At 72.5% G+C, this 19217-nt stretch carries 16 protein-coding genes and 1 pseudogene; 3 read left to right on the top strand and 14 right to left on the bottom strand.

The features are described from left to right. Positions 1–3 precede the first annotated feature (3 nt). The 12 genes and pseudogenes from SCAB_RS33740 to SCAB_RS33685 all read right to left on the bottom strand — a co-directional run bounded on the left by SCAB_RS33740 (position 4) and on the right by SCAB_RS33685 (position 13307). Complete coding sequence (locus tag SCAB_RS33740) at positions 4–2001, bottom strand: pectinesterase family protein (protein ID WP_037728188.1); 1998 nt, start codon at positions 1999–2001, stop codon at positions 4–6. 32 nt (positions 2002–2033) lie between these two features. Beyond that, the gene (locus tag SCAB_RS33735) at positions 2034–3644 is read right to left on the bottom strand and encodes a glycoside hydrolase family 43 protein (RefSeq protein ID WP_013004593.1); all 1611 of its coding nucleotides are present in this window, start codon (positions 3642–3644) and stop codon (positions 2034–2036) included. After that, positions 3641–4486, bottom strand: coding sequence for a DUF6807 domain-containing protein (locus SCAB_RS33730; protein ID WP_013004592.1), 846 nt, complete (start codon positions 4484–4486; stop codon positions 3641–3643). Before SCAB_RS33730 ends, SCAB_RS33735 begins: the two co-directional genes overlap by 4 nt. After that, positions 4483–5658, bottom strand: coding sequence for a Gfo/Idh/MocA family protein (locus SCAB_RS33725; RefSeq protein WP_013004591.1), 1176 nt, complete (start codon positions 5656–5658; stop codon positions 4483–4485). Before SCAB_RS33725 ends, SCAB_RS33730 begins: the two co-directional genes overlap by 4 nt. Then, positions 5655–5858 (bottom strand): annotated as a pseudogene (locus tag SCAB_RS49455) (pectate lyase); the annotation flags it as partial. The pseudogene SCAB_RS49455 and the gene SCAB_RS33725, both read right to left, overlap by 4 nt. A gap of 116 nt (positions 5859–5974) precedes the next feature. Next, positions 5975–6877 carry a carbohydrate ABC transporter permease gene (locus tag SCAB_RS33715; protein ID WP_013004589.1) on the bottom strand — a complete coding sequence of 301 codons (903 nt, stop codon included), beginning with the start codon at positions 6875–6877 and terminating at the stop codon, positions 5975–5977. After that, entirely contained in the window at positions 6874–7830 is a 957-nt protein-coding gene (locus SCAB_RS33710) for a carbohydrate ABC transporter permease (protein ID WP_013004588.1), read from the bottom strand. The genes SCAB_RS33715 and SCAB_RS33710 overlap by 4 nt, the downstream gene beginning before the upstream one ends. A 189-nt stretch (positions 7831–8019) precedes the next feature. Further along, positions 8020–9759, bottom strand: a complete 1740-nt coding sequence (araD, locus tag SCAB_RS33705) for an L-arabinonate dehydratase (protein WP_037728182.1) — start codon at positions 9757–9759, stop codon at positions 8020–8022. Next, positions 9756–10667 (bottom strand): dihydrodipicolinate synthase family protein, encoded by a 912-nt coding sequence (locus SCAB_RS33700; RefSeq protein ID WP_037728181.1) that lies wholly within the window; start codon positions 10665–10667, stop codon positions 9756–9758. The genes araD and SCAB_RS33700 overlap by 4 nt, the downstream gene beginning before the upstream one ends. Positions 10668–10759: 92 nt before the next feature. Next, positions 10760–11443, bottom strand: coding sequence for a GntR family transcriptional regulator (locus SCAB_RS33695; RefSeq protein WP_037728179.1), 684 nt, complete (start codon positions 11441–11443; stop codon positions 10760–10762). 165 nt (positions 11444–11608) lie between these two features. Next, complete coding sequence (locus SCAB_RS33690) at positions 11609–12358, bottom strand: MBL fold metallo-hydrolase (RefSeq protein WP_013004584.1); 750 nt, start codon at positions 12356–12358, stop codon at positions 11609–11611. 355 nt (positions 12359–12713) lie between these two features. After that, complete coding sequence (locus tag SCAB_RS33685) at positions 12714–13307, bottom strand: TIGR03086 family metal-binding protein (protein ID WP_013004583.1); 594 nt, start codon at positions 13305–13307, stop codon at positions 12714–12716. A 207-nt stretch (positions 13308–13514) separates the two neighbouring features. On the opposite strand from SCAB_RS33685, the gene SCAB_RS33680 reads away from it, so the two are divergent. After that, positions 13515–14771 carry an MFS transporter gene (locus SCAB_RS33680; RefSeq protein ID WP_013004582.1) on the top strand — a complete coding sequence of 419 codons (1257 nt, stop codon included), beginning with the start codon at positions 13515–13517 and terminating at the stop codon, positions 14769–14771. A 69-nt stretch (positions 14772–14840) separates the two neighbouring features. Here SCAB_RS33680 and SCAB_RS33675 read toward each other — a convergent pair whose 3' ends face one another. Both SCAB_RS33675 and SCAB_RS33670 read right to left on the bottom strand, forming a co-directional pair. Then, positions 14841–16007, bottom strand: coding sequence for a hypothetical protein (locus tag SCAB_RS33675; RefSeq protein ID WP_013004581.1), 1167 nt, complete (start codon positions 16005–16007; stop codon positions 14841–14843). Then, complete coding sequence (locus SCAB_RS33670) at positions 16004–16960, bottom strand: 5-dehydro-4-deoxyglucarate dehydratase (protein WP_231885160.1); 957 nt, start codon at positions 16958–16960, stop codon at positions 16004–16006. Before SCAB_RS33670 ends, SCAB_RS33675 begins: the two co-directional genes overlap by 4 nt. Positions 16961–17264: 304 nt before the next feature. On the opposite strand from SCAB_RS33670, the gene SCAB_RS33665 reads away from it, so the two are divergent. Both SCAB_RS33665 and SCAB_RS33660 read left to right on the top strand, forming a co-directional pair. Next, entirely contained in the window at positions 17265–18074 is an 810-nt protein-coding gene (locus tag SCAB_RS33665) for an NAD-dependent epimerase/dehydratase family protein (RefSeq protein WP_013004579.1), read from the top strand. A gap of 304 nt (positions 18075–18378) precedes the next feature. Further along, positions 18379–19140: a DeoR/GlpR family DNA-binding transcription regulator gene (locus tag SCAB_RS33660; protein WP_247192426.1), complete on the top strand. Its 762-nt coding sequence runs from the start codon at positions 18379–18381 to the stop codon at positions 19138–19140. Positions 19141–19217: the final 77 nt, after the last annotated feature.

Raw genomic sequence — 19217 nt, 5'->3', positions numbered from 1 at the left:
GACTCAGTGGCCGGTGCGACCGCGGTGCGGTGCCCAGCCGTCCTTCCCCGCGAGGTACTGGGTGACCGTGTGAGTCGATGCGTCGGCGCGGTCGAGCTGCGGCCGGTCGGCGGTGACACCCGATCCCGGCCCGTACGTCCGGTACTCCGTGAACCGCGCGTCCTTCCAGGAGAAGCCGCTCATGTCCGTCCACGGCGAGGACTTGACCGCGGCGGGCAGTTCGGTCTCCCGGAACAGCACCTGGGCGACGGCGTCCGGCTCGCCGCCCGGGTGCCAGGGCCTGCCGAGGTGGTACGTCCCGGAGGGCGCGTCGCTGACGACCTTCGACCGGGTGATCAGGAACCCGTAAGGGTTGTCCTTCCAGGTCGAGGCGGCCGTGATGTAGCCGTTGTTGCTGTCCGAGCCCCTGTTGAGCGCCTTGATCAGGGAGCGCTCGACGACGGTGGTGGCCCGGCCGTAGAGGAAGTCGACATCGCCCTCGATGTACGAGTCACGGATGTAGACGCGGCTGACGACGTCGAGCTTGGGGCTGTCGGTCATCAGCGTGTCCTGGTTGCCCAGGAAGGCCGTGTTCTCGAAGACGATCCGGTCGCCGGTGGTCTTCATCGCGAGGGCCTGCTCGCCCTTCAGCTCGTGCGCGGCCTCGTCGAAGTCGTTGCTGAAGGTGAGGTTGCGGGCGGTCACGTCACTGGCGAGGATCCGCACGGTGGCGCTGCCGTTGGAGCCGCCGTACTCGGCGGGCGTGTCGAAGACGAGGACGGTGTCCGAGCGGTCCCGTCCGGTGCCGCGCAGCACCAGGTTCGGCCTGTCCGCCGGGATCAGGACCTTGGCGCGGTAGGTGCCGGGCGCGATGCGGATCGTGACCGTGCCGTCGTTGCCGGCGGGCACCGCGTCCACGGCGGCCTGCACGCTCGCGTAGTCGCCGGGGACGTTCAGCACGGTGTCCGTGCCGAGCGTCTTCTGCGGGCCGGAGAACCGGGTGACCAGCGCGGGCACGGCGGCGGCCGGGTCGAGCCGGTAGCGGTAGAAGTCCCTCGGCCGGAAGGCGTCGCCCCAGGCGTCCTGCCGCCCGCCGGCGTTCTTCAGGATCGACCCACGTTGCACCAGCTCGGCGGTGGCGTCGGCCTGGTAGGGGTGCTGGACCCCGTCGTAGTAGCTGTTCTCGATGACCATCTTCGTGCGGCCGCGCGCCCAGTTCCCGTACGTCCACACCGGGTCGCCGTCGGCCACCTGCGCCGAGAGGTAGTTGTTGTAGAGGTGCGCGTAGGCGCAGTTGTCGGCGGAGGGGTTGCGCTGTTTGGTGCCGGTGAACCAGTTGTGGTCGATGGTGATCTCGGTCCGGACGTTCGTCGTCCAGCCGATGCCGAGGGCCTTGTTGTGGTTCCTGAACTGGTTGTGGGAGACGGTGACGTACCGGCTGTCCTTGCGGATGTCGAGCAGCCCGTCGCCCATGTGCTCGAAACGGTTGTGGTCGATCCAGATATGGTCGGCGGAGTCCATCTGGATCGCGTCGAAGTCGGTGGTCTTGCCGTCCCAGTCGCCCTCGACGTAGGAGTCCCGGATCGTCAGGTTGCGGATGATGACGTTGCTGGTGCCGGGGTTCAGGTGCAGTTCGCCGTGGACGATCTCACCGGTGTCGCCGACCCCGATGATCGTCTTGTCCGAGGCCACGTCGATGTCCGAGCCGAAGGGCGCCACGTCGATGGACCCGGCCACCCGGATGACGTAGGGCTCCTCGGCGGACGCGTACCGCGCCAGCGCGGCCTGGTCGGTGACGGTCACGACCTTGCCGCCGGCGCCCCCGGTGGTGCCGCCGTCGAGGGAGGCGAAGCCGTGCGGCCGGTCGCTCCAGCGGGGCGCCGCCTGGGCGGAGGCGGTCCCGGCCGGGGTCGCGGCCTCGGCCGGGGTGAGCGCGCCGGCCACGGACGAGGCCAGCAGGGCGGTGACGGCGGCCAGGGCTCCGCCACGGTGCGGTAAGCGCTTGCTACGGAGGTGCGTCATTGCGGCTCCCAACAGGCGTACGGAAGACGGGGTCAGGCGGTGGTGGCGCGTGCGGCGGCGGTGGTGGCGCGTGCGGCGGTGATCCGGAACCGGGTGAACGTGGCCGCTCCGGCGTGTCCCCCGCCGGTGGGCGCGACCGCGAAGAGGCCGAGCAGGGCGCCGACCCAGCGCCAGGGGGCGGCGGCGAAGACCTGTCCCGAGGACTCCCACCCCTCCCCCACGTCGTAGGAGAACCGGCAGCGTGCCCCGGCGGCGGTCTCGATCCGCAGCCGGGCGCGCCCTTCGGGTGCCGGACGCGGAGGGCCGGCGTCCCGCTCCCCCACGGCGACGGTCTCGGCGAAGCGGTGGACCAGACGCACGCTCCCGTCGGACTCCCGCTGGAGTCCGATCCAGCGGAACGCGTCCCCGAGCACGGCGAGTCCGGCGCGCGCCCCGGGTTCCTCGCTGTCGAGTCGCAGTCCGACCTCGATGGAGGCCGGGATCCCCGGCAGCCGCTGTGTGAGCACATTCGCCAGTTTCCGCAGGTCGTGCGCGTGCACGGAGCGCACGCACGTGAGCCGCAGCCCGTCCCCGGAGTGCTGGGTGGCCCAGCCGTCCTGGGGGTTCGCGGTCCACTGCCACTGGCGTCCGAAACGGCCGCCGGGGAAGTCGTCGTCGGTCGCGGGCGCGGCCGCCGGCTGCGCGGGCAGCGCCGGCTTGCGGTGGACGGCGACCGGGGCTCCGTCGTCGCCGATCACCGGCCAGCCGTCCGCGCGGTCCCAGCGCATCGGCTGGAGGTGGACGACCCTGCCGTACGCGCCCCGCTGCTGGAAGTGCAGGAACCAGTCCTCGCCGGCCGCCGTGCGCACCCAGCCGCCCTGATGCGGCCCGTTGACCTCGGTGTCCTTCTGCTCCAGGGCGATGTGTTCCTCGTACGGGCCGAAGAACCCGCGGGAGCGGAAGACGCCCTGCCAGCCGGTCTCCACGCCCCCGGCGGGGGCGAAGATCCAGTACCAGCCGTCGTGGCGGTAGAGCTTGGGGCCCTCCAGGGTGAACCAGCCCGGCAGTCGGTCCGCGTCGACGACGACCCTGCCCTCGTCGAGCAGCCCGGTCCCGTCGGGCCGCATACGGTGCCCGGTGAGCCGGTTCTTGATCCCCGAGCGTGACTTGGCCCAGGCGTGCACGAGGTACGCCTCGCCGGTCTCCTCGTCCCACAGCGGGCAGGGGTCGATCAGCCCCTTGCCCTCCTTGACCAGGTGCGGCCGGGTCCAAGGGCCTCTGATCCCGGGGGCGTTGACCTGGAAGACGCCCTGGTCCGGGTCGCCCCAGAAGATCCAGAAACGGTCGTCGAAGTGCCGCAGCGAGGGTGCCCACACCCCGCAGTCGTGGCGCGGGGCCCGGAACTCGGAGGCCGGCTCCAGGAGTTCGAGCGCGTGGCCGACGAGCGTCCAGTTGACGAGGTCCCGGGAGTGGAGCAGGGGAAGACCCGGAGCCCGGCCGAAGCTGGAGGCGGTCAGATAGAAGTCGTCGCCCACGCACAGGACGTCGGGGTCGGACCAGTCGGCGTCGAGGACGGGGTTGCGGTAGGTGCCGTCTCCCCGGTCGGCGGAGAAGGCGGCCGCGGTGACGGCGCCGGCGGCGGTCGCGGTGGCCGTGTCGCTCACGCGTTCACCGCCTTGCGTGCCAGGGCCGCGGCCTCGTCCCGGTCGAGGGTGCCGTCGGCGACGACGGTGACGATCCGGCGTACGGCGGTCTCGCCCGGCCCGATCGGCAGCCGCTCGCTGTGGGCGAGGGAGGACCCGACTCCCGGGTACTCCTCGGCGCGGACGAACCACGGGTCGCGGCGCGTGGTCCCGGTGGCCCCCGTGAAGACGAGCGTCCAATTGCCGCCGGACAGGGCCACCCAGTCGGCGCGGCGCCCGTGGACCGCCGGCTCGCCCTCCGCGTCGGCGGTGAAGACGCGGGGCGCGGCGGCCTCCTTGCGGGCCCGCCAGAAGAAGCCGCCGTACGCGGCGCCGGGGCGGCCGTTGGTGGCGGGGCTGCCGATGGACACCGGGGCTTCGGTGATGTTGGTGAGGGAGAAGGTGAAGTCCAGCGCCCAGGCGGACGCGGTGAGTTCGGTGGCCGCGACCGTACGGCGCTCGCGCAGCAGCTCCCGGGAGGAGGCCACCCAGCGCAGTTCCTCGACGAAGCCGTCGGGGTCCCGCAGCTGGAAGGAGGTGTGGCGCTGGGAGCCGTGGTTGGCGAGTTCGGTCGGGCCCTGATCGCGGACGTAGGTGCGTCCGCCCCAGAAGTTGTGCCCCTCGACGTCGGGAACGGCGACACCGACGCCGAGGTGGTGGAGGTGGTCGGCGGGGCTCAGCTCGGTGACCGCCGTACCGGACAGGGTGGTGACGGGGTGCAGATAGGGGCGGGGCGAGTGCCGCTCCGGCAGTTCGGGCCGGGTGAGGTAGCGGCCCACCGGACGGCCCGCCACCCGCAGGACGAGGGACCCGTCGGTCATCATGTGCTCACCTCTTTCGCCGGTGGTGCGGGAAGCGCCCAGGGGGCGCCGAGTTCGGAGTAGAGGGCGAGGTCGTCGGCGGCGGCCGCGACCAGGCCGTCGATGCCGTCGACGACCCGGCGCTCCTCGTCGGGCAGCCGGTGCCAGGCGTCGGCAGGCAGCGCGACCGGGTCCGGGGCGACCCGGATCGCCTCGACGACCCTCATGAACGCGCCGGTCACCTCCGGCGGTGCCAGCAGCTCGGTGCCGTCGACGAGGTGGTCGACGAGGTTCTCCAGCAGGTCGGTGCGGCCGTACTCGGTCTCCTCCGGGCCGTGCCCGGCCCGCTGGACCAGGACGCGGTCCTGCTTGTACCAGAAGGTGATCCGGCCGCTGGTGCCGTGGACGACGTTGTACGGCTCGTCCGGGTCCTCGGCGCACAGCGTGGCGGCGACGGTGATCCGGCCGCCGTCGGCGGTGGTGACCCGGACGCACGAGGTGTCGTCGGACTCGATGTCGTTGGCGCGCAGCAGTTCGGTCTCGATGGCGGCGACGTCCTCGGCGCGGTCGGCACCGGCGAGCGCGAGCCCGGTGGCGACGGCGTGCGCGAGGGGGTTGGTGAGCGCCCCGTCGATCACGTCCACGCCGTTCATGCGCCGCTTCCCTGCCCAGGGCGCACGGCGGTAGTACGCCTCGGCGCGCGCCCAGGCGCCCGCTCCGCCGATGCCGACGACCTCGCCGATCAGCCCGTCGGCGACCATCCGCCGGATCGCGGGCAGGGCGTGCGATCCCAGTGACTGGAAGCCGATCTGGCAGACCGTGCCGGCGTCCGCGACGCCGTCCGCCATCCGGCGGAACTCGGCGTACGACGGGGCGGGCGGCTTCTCCAGCAGGACGTGCACGCCCCGCCGGGCCGCCGTCAGCGCCAGGTCGGTGTGGGTCGGGATCGGGGTGCAGATCACCGCGATCGCGGCGCCGGTGGAGTCGAGGAGCGCCCCGAAGTCGGCGGACTGCTCGGGCGTGCCGAGGCCGTCCGGGATCTCGTCCGCGCGCAGCGGGGTCAGCTCGCAGATCCCGGCGAGCCGGACGATCCCCTTGTCCGCGAGGCGGCGGATGTTCTCCAGGTGCCAGCGGCCGTGGCCGCGCGCTCCCGCGAGGACGAGCGGAAGCGGGCTCTCGTACGTCGTGGTGTTCATCTGATCCTCCCTGCGCCCGCGCCGCGGGCCACCTCTCGGTCGGTCCTCCCGGCGCTGTCGATCTTCTGGTGCAGGGTAGGCGTCGAGCCGACGTCGGCGGTGAGATCACGCTCGCCGCCGGAGTGGTAGGCGTGGTGGATGGCCAGGAGATCCACCGGACAGCCGTGGAATCGGGTGCCCGTCCGGTGCGGGGCGCCGCCGCCGTCCAGGGCGCGGACCGGCTCGCTCCGGGTCCGGACGGTGAGGACATGGGCGTCGCCCGCGGTGGAACCCCCCGTGGCACCACCGTCGGCGGCCGCCGCTCTCCGGCGTGCGGTCATCCCTTCACCGCCCCCGCGCTGAAGCCCGTGATCAGCCACTTCTGGATGAAGGCGAAGACGATGACCACCGGGACGGCGGCGATGATGCCGCCGGCCGCCAGGGCGCCCAGGTCGACGCTGTCCGCGCTGAGCAGGGTGTTGAGGCCGACGGGGATCGTCTGCTTCTCCTGGTTGCTGAGGAACATCAGGGCGAACAGGAAGTGGTTCCAGGAGTGCACGAAGGCGAAGGAGCCGACCGCGATCAGGCCGGGCCGCAGCAGCGGCAGCACGACCACCCGGAACGCGGTGAACCGGTTGCAGCCGTCCACCCAGGCCGCTTCCTCCAGCGTGTACGGCACGTTCTTGATGAAGTTGCTGATCAGGATGATCGACAGCGGCAGCTGGAAGACCGTCTCGGCGAGGATGACACTGCCGAGCGAGTTGATCATCCGCAGCTCGGCGAAGATCTGGAACAGCGGGACCAGGAGCAGCGCGCCCGGTACGAACTGGGAGCAGAGCAGCGCCAGCATGAACCCGCGCTTGATCCTGAAGTCGAAGCGGGCGAGGGCGTAGCCGCCGGCGAGGGCGACGAGCGTGGTCATCAGCAGGGTGACGACACCGACGAGCACGCTGTTCTGGAAGTAGGTGCCGAAGCTGCGCTCGTTCCACACCTTCTCGAAGTGCTCGAAGGTGACGGGCCAGGGCACGAGCGAGGTCGAGCCGGGCTTGCGCAGGGCGAAGAGCAGGATCCAGTAGAAGGGGACCAGGGTGAAGACGAGGTAGATCGACAGGGGCAGGTAGATCTGCCAGCGCGGGACCTCGTCCCAGGCGCGGCGGGTCTTGTGCGGGCGCTGCGGGGGCTCCTCGGCCGCGGGCGCGGGCCGCACGGGGGCGACCTTCTCGACGTCCTTGGTGATCACTTGGACTCGCCTCCGAACTTGCTGAGCCGCAGATAGACCATCGAGCAGAAGAGGAGGATCACGAACGCGACCGTGGTCAGGGCGGACGCGTAGCCGAAGTTGTGGGCGTCGACCGAGGTGTTGGCGATGTAGAGGGGGAGCGTGGTGGTCACTCCCGCCGGTCCGCCGCCGGTCAGGGTGTAGAGGAGGTCGACGTTGTTGAACTCCCACACCGCGCGCAGCAGCGTGGAGAGGATGATCGCGTCCTTCAGGTGCGGCAGCGTGATGTGCAGGAACTGCCGGACCCGGCCGGCCCCGTCGACTTCGGCGGCCTCGTACAGGTCCTTCGAGACGGACTGGAGGTCGGCGAGGATGAGGATCGCGAAGAAGGGGACACCGCGCCACAGGTCGGCGACGACCGCCGCCGAGAAGACGGTGGAAGTGTCGGAGAGCCAGCTGGTGCCGTACTCGCCGATGCCCATGTCCGCGAGGTAACGGGTGATGCCCGTCTGGGAGTTGTAGAGGAGCACCCAGATCGCGGAAGTGAGCACGCCGGAGACGGCCCAGGGCGAGAAGACCATCGCCCGGCCGACGGCCCGGCCGACGAAGGTCTGGTTGACGATGAGGGCGAGCGCCAGACCGAACAGCAGCTGCAGCGAGACCTCGACGACCACCCACTTGGCGCTGAAGACGAGGGTGTCCCAGAAGAGGGGGTCCTCGGTGAAGGCGTGGACGAAGTTGTCGAAGCCGGCGAAGCCGTTCCGCCAGGGTTTCGTGGGGTTGTAGTGCTGCAGGCTGTAGTAGAAGACGCTGATGACCGGGTAGGCGATGAAGCCCAGCATGAGCAGGGCGGCCGGGGCGATCAGCAGGTAGGGAAGCCTGCGCGGGGTCGCGGAGGCACGGCGCGCACGGCTCCGCGCACGGCTCCGCCGGGGCGGGGCGGGGGGTTTCGCCACGGCTGCGGCTTGGGCCATGACTGGGGCTCCGTTTCTGGGTACGTCGTGGTGCGTTGTCGTGCAGGAAGCGCTTTCTCGCTGTGCAGAGGTGTGCCTGATCTCGCAGTACGGGGTGCCGCTTGCGGTGCGTCGGCGGGTGGGGGTGCGTGGGGGCTTGTCGCGCGGTTCCCCGCGCCCCTGGAATACCCGGGCCCCAGGTCGGGTCGATTACCCGGCGTACGGGTCCGGGACCTTGCCCGGTCTGGCCAGGAACTCGAAGTCGCAGCCGGTGTCGGCCTGGGTGATCTGGTCGTTGTAGAGGGCGCCGTAGCCGCGTTCGTAGCGGGCCGGCGGCGGGGTCCAGTCCGCCCGGCGGCGCTCCAGCTCCTCGTCGTCCACATGCAGCCGAAGGGACCGGGCCCGCACGTCGAGGGTGATGGAGTCGCCGGTGCGGACCAGGGCGAGGGGCCCGCCGACGTACGACTCCGGGGCCACGTGCAGGACGCAGGCGCCGTAACTGGTGCCGCTCATCCGGGCGTCGGAGATCCGCACCATGTCCCGTACACCCTGCTTCAGCAGGTGATCGGGGATGGGCAGCATCCCGTACTCGGGCATGCCCGGCCCGCCCTTGGGGCCGGAGTTGCGCAGCACCAGCACGCTGTCGGCGGTGATGCCGAGCGACGGGTCGTTGATCGTGCGCTGCATCGTCCGGTAGTCGTCGAAGACGACCGCGGGACCGGTGTGCTCGAGCAGGTGCGGTTCGGCGGAGATGTGCTTGATGACCGCGCCGTCCGGGCAGAGGTTGCCGCGCAGCACGGCGACGCCTCCCTCGTCGGCCACCGGGTTGTCGCGGGTGCGGATCACGTCGTCGTCGTGCACGCGCGCGCCGTCGAGCTGTTCGCGCAGCGTGTCGTGGGAGACGGTCGGCCGGTCCAGGTGCAGCAGGTCGGTGATCCGGGACAGGAAGCCGGGCAGGCCGCCCGCGAAGTGGAAGTCTTCCATCAGGTACGTCCGGCCGCCGGGCCGGACGTTGGCGAGCACCGGCACGGTCCGGGCGACACGGTCGAAGTCGTCGAGGGTGAGCTTGACGCCCGCGCGGCCGGCCATGGCGATGAGGTGGATGACGGCGTTGGTGGAGCCGCCGAGTCCGAGGACGGTGGTGACGGCGTCCTCGAAGGCGTCCGCGGTGAGGATGTCACTCAGCTTCCGGTCCCGGTGGACCAGTTCGACGATCCTGAGACCGGCGGCGGCCGCCATGCGGTCGTGGCCCGAGTCGACGGCCGGGATGCTGGACGCGCCCGGCACCGTGACGCCGAGCGCCTCGGCGGCGGCGGTGAGCGTGGAGGCCGTGCCCATCGTCATGCAGTGGCCCGGCGAGCGTGCGAGGCCGGACTCCAGTTCGGTCATCTCGCAGTCGCCGATGAGCCCGGCGCGCTTGTCGTCCCAGTACTTCCACATGTCGGTGCCGGAGCCGAGGACCTCGCCTCGCCAGTGGCCCGGCAGCATCGGCCCGGCGGGCACGAAGACGGCCGGGAGGTCGACGCTCGCCGCGCCCATGAGCAGCGCGGGGGTCGACTTGTCGCAGCCGCCCATGAGGACGGCCCCGTCCACCGGGTAGGAGCGCAGCAGCTCCTCGGTCTCCATCGCGAGCATGTTGCGGTAGAGCATGGGGGTCGGCTTCTGGAAGGTCTCGGAGAGGGTCGAGACCGGGAACTCCAGCGGGAAGCCGCCCGCCTGCCACACACCCCGCTTGACCGCCTGGGCACGGTCCCGGAGGTGCACATGACAGGGATTGATGTCGGACCAGGTGTTGAGGATCGCGATGACCGGCTTGCCGAGGTGCTCCTCGGGGAGGTAGCCGAGCTGACGGGTGCGGGCGCGGTGGCTGAAGGAGCGCAGCCCGTCCGTGCCGTACCACTGGTGGCTCCGGAGTTCCTCCGGCCTCTTCGTGCGCTGCTCGTGCTTCATATCGACCACCCGGCGGCGATGGCGGCGACCTCGGCGCGTTCGTCCTCGGGCAGCTGCCTGCTGGGGGCCCGGACGTCGCGGCGGCACAGGCCGAGGGAGGCGAGGGCCTCCTTGACGACGGTGACGTTGTTGGCGGAGCCGTCGGCGGCTCGCAGTTCCTCGAAGCGGCGGATCTGCTCCCAGATCTTCATGGCACCCGGAAAGTCACCGGACCGCAGCGCCTCGATCATGTTCAGCGAGACGGCCGGGGCGACGTTCACCAGGCCCGACGTGAAGCCGGTGGCCCCGGCCGAGAAGTAGGAGGGCGCGTACGGCTCGGCGAGCCCGGCCACCCAGACGAAGCGTTCCAGGCCGGCGTCGCGGGCGAAGGCCGCGAACCGGGCGGCGTCCGGTACGGCGTACTTGACCCCGACCACGTTGGGGCAGGTGTCGGCGAGCCGGGCGAGCCGTTCGCCGGTGAGCTGCGCGTTGCGGATGTAGGGGACGACGCCCAGCTCGGGCACGGCCCGCGCGATCGCCCGGTGGTAGTCGACCCAGCCGTCCTGCGACACGTACGGGTGCACCGGCTGGTGGACCATGACCATCTGCGCCCCGAGCTCGCGGGCGTGCCGGGCGGAGGCGACGGCGGTGGGCAGGTCGTGCCCGACGCCGACCAGGATCACGGCCCGGTCGCCGGTCTCGTCCATCGTCAGCTCGGTGACCAGGCGGCGCTCTTCGGGGGTCAGGGCGTAGAACTCGCCGGTGTTTCCGTTCGGGGTGAGGGTGGTGATCCCTCCGTCGAGCAGCCGGCGCAACAGGGCCCGGTGGGCACCCTGGTCGACGGTGCCGTCCTCGGCGAACGGAGTCACCGGGATCGCCACCACGTCGGCCAGGGCCGCCCGTTGGGTCTCGAACGACACGCTGCTCATGGATGACCTTCCTCTGCTGGAGCTGGAGGACTGCGGAGGCCGGCGGGTCCGCCGTGCCGGGCGGGTTCGCCGTGCCTCGTGGACTCGGGGGCTTACTGGGCCTGCTGGGGCCGCCGGGGCTGGTGGGACTGCTCGTCCTCCCGCGCCCCGGGGAAGGCCCGTTCGACGAACGAGGCGATGTGGGCGTGCAGGGCGGCCGCCGCGCCCTCGGCGTCTCCGTCGAGGGCGAGACGCAGGATCTCCCGGTGCTCCGCGGCCTCCCGTTCCCAGGAGGGGTCGGCGGCCCAGGCCACGGCCGACACCAGGGCGGCCTGGTCGCGCACCTCGTCGAGCATCCGGCCGAGCAGCGGGTTGCCGCAGGGCACGTACAGGGCGCGGTGGAACTCCCGGTTGGCCAGCGATCGCTCGGCGGTGTCCGTGGCCGCGTCGGCCCTGGTCAGCGCGTCGCTCGCCGCGTCCCACGGGGCGCCGCGGCGCACCGAGCGCCGCAGGGCCTCCGGCTCCAGGAGCAGCCGTACGTCATAGACCTCGCGCGCCATGTCCGCGTCCACCATGCGCACCGTGACGCCCTTGTACTGGCTCATCACGACGAGCCCGGTCCCGGCCAGCGTCTTGAGGGCCTCGCGCACGGGTGTCTTGGACACCCCGAACTGCGCGGCCAGCTCGGTCTCGACCAGGGCCTGACCGGGCGTCAACTGCCCGGTGAGGATGCGGTGCTTGATCCCCTCCAGCACGAACTGCGTGCGGGACGGGATCGGCATGGGCACAGAGGTCATGCGCGCCTCTCGGTTCTCACGTGCGGGATCTCGGATACGGGATCTCGCATATCGCGTCTCATATATGACGTACGAAGTACGACGCGTTGAAGGTAGGGAGGGGCGTGATGTTTCGTCAATGCTTCTGACAGAAGAAGATGTGCCCGCCGTCACATGATCTTGAAATCACACGGTCCTGGTGTCGCCCTCGCGTGCGCTCTCGGTGGGCCCGCCGAAGACGACGGCCGCCCGGCCGGTCGCCCCCTCCCGGGTCAGGGTGGGCCCCACATGGGTGATCAGCAGCCGGCTCGCGCTCTTCGCGTACGTCCCGGCCTCCTCCGGCGTGAGATGCACCCGGGGTTCACCATCGCGATGGGTGTCGACGTCCGCCTCGCACAGGAACAGGTCCGCGCCGCCGGCGAGCCGGCTCAGCGCCTCGCACGGGCCGCTGTCCCCCGAGTACGCGAAGACCCGCCCCTGGCATGCGGCGCGCAGCCCGTACGCCTCCACGTCGTGGACGACGGCACGGGCGGTGAGGGTGAGGTTCCAGTGCCGCACGGTGTGGCCGTCGTACAGGGGGCGGAAGTCGAAGACGCTCTTCAGGAACGTCGTGTCCGGCCGCCCGAAGAACCCGGCGAGGCGCTCCGCGCAGCCGTCGGGCGCGTACACGGGCAGCGGCGCGGGCAGGGTGAGGCCGCCGAACGCGAAGCCGTACGCCGCGGCCGCCAGGTCGGAGGTGTGATCCGCGTGCAGATGGGAGATCCAGATCGCCGTGAGCCGCGTGGGATCCGTGTGCCGCTGCAACTCGGCGAACGTCCCGAACCCCGCGTCCACCCATATCTCGGCGCCGCCGCCACGCAGCAGATACCCGGAGGCGGGCCGGCCCGGGCGGGGATACGGAGAGGCGGTGCCGAGGACGGTGAGACTCAGGGACATGCCGGGGAGCGTACGGAGCGGCAGGGGGCGCGCGCCGCGTTTCGCGGGTTCTGTCCTGGATGCGCCCCTGAGGGGCAGCGCGGCAGAGCGAGGGCCCGCCCCGCCCCGACGCAGGGACCGTTCCGCCCCCGAAGGCGCCTACCGAACGGCACCGGCGCACGACGCCGTCGCACGACGCGCCGCCACCACTGCCCCGCGCCCCCCCAATGCGCCGCCCGCCGCCGTAGCAAGCCGTGGCCGGCTGGGGGGGCATCCCACCACGCGGGCCCGTCGGCGGTCCCGACCGCCTGTCATGGCCGTCGCGCCGGGCCGCTCGCGGCCGGCGGTGCCCCCGGGGCCGCCCCCGCCGCGCGGCCTACGGCTTCCAGAGCGGGTCGCGGCCGCTCAGGCCGATCGCTCGGTCCAGGAGGGGTGCCTCGTCCGGTACGGGCTGCACGGGGCCGAAGATCTGGCCGCGTGAAGGGTCGTCGGCCGAGGCGGCGAGGAAGGCGTGGGCCGCGGTGAGGGCCGCGAGGTCGGGTTCGTACGCCTGGCCGGTCGCCCGCGCGAGGTCCCAGCCGTGGACGACCAGCTCGTCCACCGCCACCGCTCCCGCGATCTCCCCCGGCAGGGACACCCCGCCCGCCCGGGTCTCCCCCGTCCACGCGGCCGGGTCCCGCCAGGCCCCGGCGAGTTCGTCGAGCACCCCCGGCAGCGCCTCGCGCCAGCCCGGCCCGATGTCGGGCAGCGCCGCCTGCGGATCGGTGTCCGTCGTGGGACCCAGCTCCTTGCGGCCCGCGTCGCGGAAGGCGACGGCCAGGCCGAGCAGGTGCCCGAGGAGGTGGCGCACCGCGTACTCCGGGCACGGGGTACGACCGGTCAGCTGATCGTCGCGGACACCTCGGGCGAGGCGGGCGACCACGCGGGCCTGTGCGGTGAGGTCGAGGGGGGCCGGTGCCTGGTCGGTCATGCGGAACTCCTTGGGTGCGTCTCGAAGGTGCGTCGGCGTGGAGCCTCGGATGTGCGCGGCCGTGGCCCGTTGCGTCGGGCTTCCTGTCTGTAGACCCCCGGCGCCCCGAGAACTCATCGCTCGGCCTTCGTCCGTCCCTCCCGGCGACGATTTCTAGGGCATCCGCCCGATCCGCGGGGCCGGGCCTCAGCACCACGATCGACGGACATGAGCACCTCACCCGGCCCCGGCCCCGGTCCCGAACCCGCGCCCCTGCCCGCACCCACGCCCTCACGCCGCCCGGCAGGGCGGACCGTCCGCGTTCTCAGGGACCGCGACGCGGGGCCGTACCTCGCGGGGGTGGTGGTCTCGGGCCTGGGCTCGTCCGCGATGTGGCTGATGGCGGGCGTCTGGGCCAAGGACCTCACCGGCTCGAACACCCTGGCGGCGCTGTGCACGCTCGCCCTGTGGGCCCCGCTGCTCGCCGGCCCGCTCCTCGGCACCCTCGCGGACCGCCCCCGCCGCCGCGCCGTCCTGATCACCGCCAACCTGGTCCCGGCCACCGTCCTCCTCGCCCTCTTCACCGTGGACGGCCCGGGCGACCTGTGGCTCCTCTACGCGGTGCTCCTCGTCCACGGCGCGGCAGGCGTCGTCGCCGACGCGGCCGAGTCGGCCCTGATCGCCGGCGCCGTCGACCCGTCCCTCCTCGGCGACTTCAACGGTCTGCGCATGACGGCCAACGAGAGCATGAAGCTGGTGGCCCCCCTGGCGGGAGCCGGTCTGTACGCGGCGTACGGCGGGGCCACGGTGGCGCTGCTGGACGCGGTCACGTTCGTCGCGGCGGCGGGGCTGTACGGGCTGGTGCGGGAGCGAGGGGCGCGCCCCGTCCCCTGCGAGGACCCGACCCGGGGGCTGTACGCCCGCACGGCCGAAGGCGCCCGCCACCTCCTGGCCGACCCACGCCTGCGCCCCCTGGTCCTGGCCGGCGGCACGACGATGCTGCTCTCCGGAGTGAACGGCGCCCTGATCCACGCGGTGGTGGAGTCCCTGGGCCGCTCCCCCGCCCACGCCGGCCTCCTCTTCCTCGCCCAGGGCGCCGGCTCGGTCGCCGTCGGCCTGGCCACGGGCCCCCTCCTGCGGCGCCTCGGCGAAGTCCCCTTCGCGGCCTACGGCATCGCCCTGACGGGAGCGGCGGTGGTGGCCCGCACCGTCCCCGACGACCTCACCGTCCTGGCGTCGAGCGCGGCGATCGGCGTCGGACTCCCCTGTGTCCTGACCGCCACGCTCACCGCTGTCCAGCGCGAGACCCCGCCCGACCGACTGGGCCGCACCACGGCCACCGCCCACACCCTCCTCTTCGCCCCGACCGCGGTGGGCATGGCGATCGGGGCGGGCCTGGTCGGCGTGGCCGGCCTCCCGGTGCTGCTGCCGGCCGTGGGCATGCTCCTGCTCGTGACGGCGGCCCGACTGCTGCGTCGTCGCTGAGCGGTGGGGAACCCTCGGATGTTCGACACCCACTTGGTCACCGGCTCCGCCACCGGCACCGGCACCGGCTCACCCCACCGCCGTCAGCGCCTCCCGCACCGCCGCCAGGTCCTGGTCCGACGCCAGCCCCGCGTGGTACAGCCGGAGTTCCGTGGCCCCCAGCTCGACCGCCCGCCCCGTGTCCTCCGCCAGGGTCACCGGGCTGCCGCCCATCCCCGACACGATCGGGAAGTTGGCGGCCAGCACGGCCCCGTCCGCCCCGGCCTCCGTGAACGCCGGCAGCAGCCCCGGCCCGCCCCCGCACGGCACGACGACCCCGTCGGCCACGCCGAGGATGTGTCCGGGGTCCACGCCGGGGTTGGCGCCGCAGTGGTACGTCACCGGGTCCGCGTGCAGCAGCACCTGGAACCCGGCGGGCGCGGCGGCCCGTACGGCGGCGACGGCCTCCTCCTGCAGCGAGCGGGCGATCGCGTCCCGCCACACCCGTGTGGCCGCCGCCCGGTCGGTGCCGAGCAGTTTCTCCACGGCCGGCCAGCCCTCGTCGACGCTCTCGCCGCGCCACAGCGGTTCCAGGCCCGTGCGGACGGCGGCCGCCAGCTCCTCGGGGTCCTGGCCGACGCCGGCGTACCCGTCGCGGCAGGTGGCGCAGAAGCACAGCGACATCAGGTACTGCCCGGCGTCGCCGAGCCCGACGCCGCCCGTCTTGTCGTGGGCGTGCAGATGGGAGACGCCGTACCAGCCCAGCGACTCCAGCTCCGTGCCGCGCGCGCCCGGCCGGACCGCCGCCTCCACCGCGAGATCGACGAGGTACTCCCGGGTGTCCGGCTGCGCGATGCAGGGCGCCCACGGATACCGGTCCCCGTAGGCGTTGACCACGGAGGTCGAGGGATGCTCGGCGCCCAGCCGGGAGTTGTGCGCGAGGACCACCCAGGTGTGCACTTCGAGCCCGGCGTGCGCGAGCGCCGTCGCCGACTCGCCGAACGCGTCGCCGAACGCCCAGTCCCCCGCCGCGTACGGCCGCAGCGTACGGCCCTCCCACCGGGCGCCCGGCGGGTACAGCACGGCCGCGTGCTCGGCGGTGACGATGCGCTGCCGGGGGTGTCGGGGGGTGAGCGCGCGGGTGGAGTGGTACGCGGAGGCGAGCGTGGCCTGCCCCACCCCCAGCCCCGCGACGCGCTCGGCGGCGGCCGGATCCCCGATGACGTCCCACGGATAGACGAACGTCGACGCCTTCACTTGCCCTCCTGGCACTCTTCGAGCAGCGCGTGGCCGCGCTCGATCAACTCACCCAGCCGCTTGACGTGTTCCCCGGCCGGCTCGTGCAGCGGCGGCCTCACCTCTCCCACGTCCAGCCCCCGTAGCCGTACCCCTGCCTTGACCAGTGACACCGCATAGCCGCGTCCCAGCGAGCGGAGTTCGACGAAGGGGCGGTAGAAACCGTCGAGCAGCCGCCGCACGGTCGCCTCGTCCCCCGCGCCGAGCGCCCGGTGGAACGCGAGCGCGATCTCCGGTGCGAAGCAGAAGACGGCCGACGAGTACAGGGGCACCCCGACGGCCCGGTACGCGGGCTGGGTCAGCTCGGCGGTCGGCAGGCCGTTGAAGTAGAGGAAGTCGTCCGGGCTGGGAACCTCCTCGCGCACCGCGCTCACGATCCGCGTCATCAGGTCCAGGTCGCCGAGGCCGTCCTTGAGGCCGACGATCCCTTCCGTGCGGGCGAGTTCGACCACGGTGTCCGGGGTGAACACGGCGTTGTCGCGCTGGTAGACGACGACGGGGAGCGAGGTCGCCGCGGCGAGTTCCCGGTAGTGGCGCAGCAGCCCCTCCTGGGCGGCCACGACGAGGTAGGGCGGGAGGGCGAGCAGTCCGTCGGCCCCGGCCTCCTCGGCGAGACGCGCGTAGCGCACGGCGAGGGCGGTGCCGTAGCCGGCGCCGGCCACCACCGGCACCCGGCCCGCCGTCTCCGCGACGGCGGCCCGTACGCACTCCTGGAACTCCTCGGGCGTGAGCGCGTGGAACTCGCCGGTGCCGCAGCAGACGAAGACCGCGGCCGCTCCGGCCTCGACGCCCCGGCGGACGTGCGCGCGGCAGGCGGCAAGATCGACCGCGCCGTCCGGGCCGTACGCCGTGACGGGGAAGAACAGCGGTCCCCCGGGGACCCTGAGCCGGGCGGCGAGCGAGGCTGACGTCACGGGCTCTCCCAAGTCCACGGGTTCTCCCAAGTCCACGGGCTGTCCCGACTCCACGGGCTGTCCCGACTCCACGGGCTCCCCCAGGTCCATGTCACTGATCGATGTTTACATTTCTGAACGACACCACGCTAGGACGCCCGCTCGGGACCGGTCAAGCCGGGCAACCCGCTCCGCACCAGCGATTTCGCGCCTCCGCACCCCACCGGCGCCCCACTTGACGCACGGGGGGCACGCTCCCTAGCGTGTCCATGAATGTGAATGCCGGACGCCCATGTGCACGGCTGGCGATGCAAGGAGATCCTGGATGCCCGCTCCCCGCACCGTTCTGCTCACCGGCGCCGCCGGCGGGCTCGGCACCCTGATGCGGGACCTGCTCCCGGCCCACGGCTACAAGCTTCGCCTCCTGGACCTGCTTCCCGTCGACGGCGCGCCGGACGCGATCACCGCCGACCTCGCCGACAGGAAGGCCCTGCGCGAGGCCGTCCGGGGCGTCGACGCGATCATCCACCTCGCGGGCATCTCCCTGGAAGCCTCCTTCGAGAAGATCCTCGCGGCGAACATCGAGGGGACGTACAACCTGTACGAGGCCGCCCGCGCGGAGGGCGTGCCCCGTATCGTCTTCGCGTCCTCCAACCACGCCGTGGGCTTCACCCCCCGCCCGCTGGGCCAGGATCCGCTGATCCCGGTCGACACCCCGCACCGCCCCGACACCTTCTACGGCCTGTCCAAGTCCTTCGGCGAGGATCTGGCACAGCTCTACTGGGACAAGTACGGCCTGGAGACCGTCTCCGTACGCATCGGCTCCTGCTTCCCCGAGCCCACCAGCGTCCGGATGCTCTCGCTCTGGATGAGCCCGGCCGACGGCGCCCGCCTCTTCCACGCGGCCCTGACCGCCGAGCACGTCGGCCACACCGTCGTCTACGGCTCCTCGGCCAACACCCGTCTGTGGTGGGACCTGTCCACCGCCCGCGCCCTCGGCTACGACCCGCAGGACGACTCCGAGCCGTACGCCGAGAAACTGATCGCCGAACAGGGTGAGCTGGACCCCGAGAACGTGGCCCACGCCAACCTCGGCGGCCACTTCGTGAGCGACCCGCCGATCTGGCCGTACTGACCGCACCGGCTCGGACCCCGACAGCTCGTGCGCCGTACGGGAAACGAGGGCCGTACGCCGTGCGGAGGGAGCGGGCGGGCACCGAACGGGCCCGCCCGCTCCCGTGTTCGGGCACGCCCGTTGCCCGTTCCGCCGCCCGCCCCAGGTCCGTGACGGACCCGGGCACCGCGAAACGGTCAGGGACGGGCATCATCCGTCGCGGAACAGACCTGGTCGGCGCCGCGCACCGGCTGTAGAACTTCCCCCAGGGCCCGCACCGGGCCCGAACGGGCAGCACTACGGCAAAGGAGAGCGGGTGTCGGCCATGAGCGCGGCGGAAAGGCAACGCGAGATCGTCCGGGCCGCCCGCCGCACGGGCGCGGTCGACGTCGCCGGGCTCGCGGCCGCCCTGGGCGTGGCCAAGGAGACCGTACGACGTGATCTGCGCGCCCTGGAGGACCACGGGCTGGTCCGCCGCACGCACGGCGGGGCGTATCCGGTGGAGAGCGCCGGGTTCGAGACGACGCTCGCCTTCCGCGCCACCAGCCATGTGCCCGAGAAGCGCCGGATCGCCACTGCGGCGGCCGAGTTGCTGGGCGACGCGGAGACGGTCTTCGTCGACGAGGGCTTCACCCCGCAGCTCATCGCCGAGGCGCTGCCCCGGGACCGGCCCCTGACCGTGGTCACGGCGTCCCTCGCGACCGCCGGGGCGCTCGCGGAGGCCGGCAACACCACCGTGCTGCTGCTCGGCGGCCGGGTCCGCCCCGGCACCCTCGCCACCGTCGACCACTGGACGACGAGGATGCTGTCCGGCTTCGTCATCGACCTGGCGTACATCGGCGCCAACGGCATCACCCGCGACCACGGCCTCACCACCCCCGACCCGGCCGTCAGCGAGGTCAAGGCCCAGGCGATCCGCGCCTCCCGGCGCACGGTCTTCGCGGGCGTCCACACCAAGTTCGGCGCCGTCAGCTTCTGCAGGTTCGCCGAGGCGGGCGACCTGGACGCGATCGTCACGAGCACCCTGCTGCCGGCCTCGGAAGCCCACCGCTACTCACTGCTCGGCCCCCAGGTCACCCGGGTCTGACCAGCCCCACCGGCCCCTTCCGTACCTCCGCCCCACCTTCCGACATCCCTTATCTCCCGAAATCCCCCACATATGCA

Origin of the sequence: Streptomyces scabiei 87.22, assembly GCF_000091305.1 — a bacterium.
GTDB classification, from domain to species: domain Bacteria; phylum Actinomycetota; class Actinomycetes; order Streptomycetales; family Streptomycetaceae; genus Streptomyces; species Streptomyces scabiei.
Note: the sequence above shows the minus strand (reverse complement) of the source record. Positions and strands in the feature narration are given on the sequence as shown.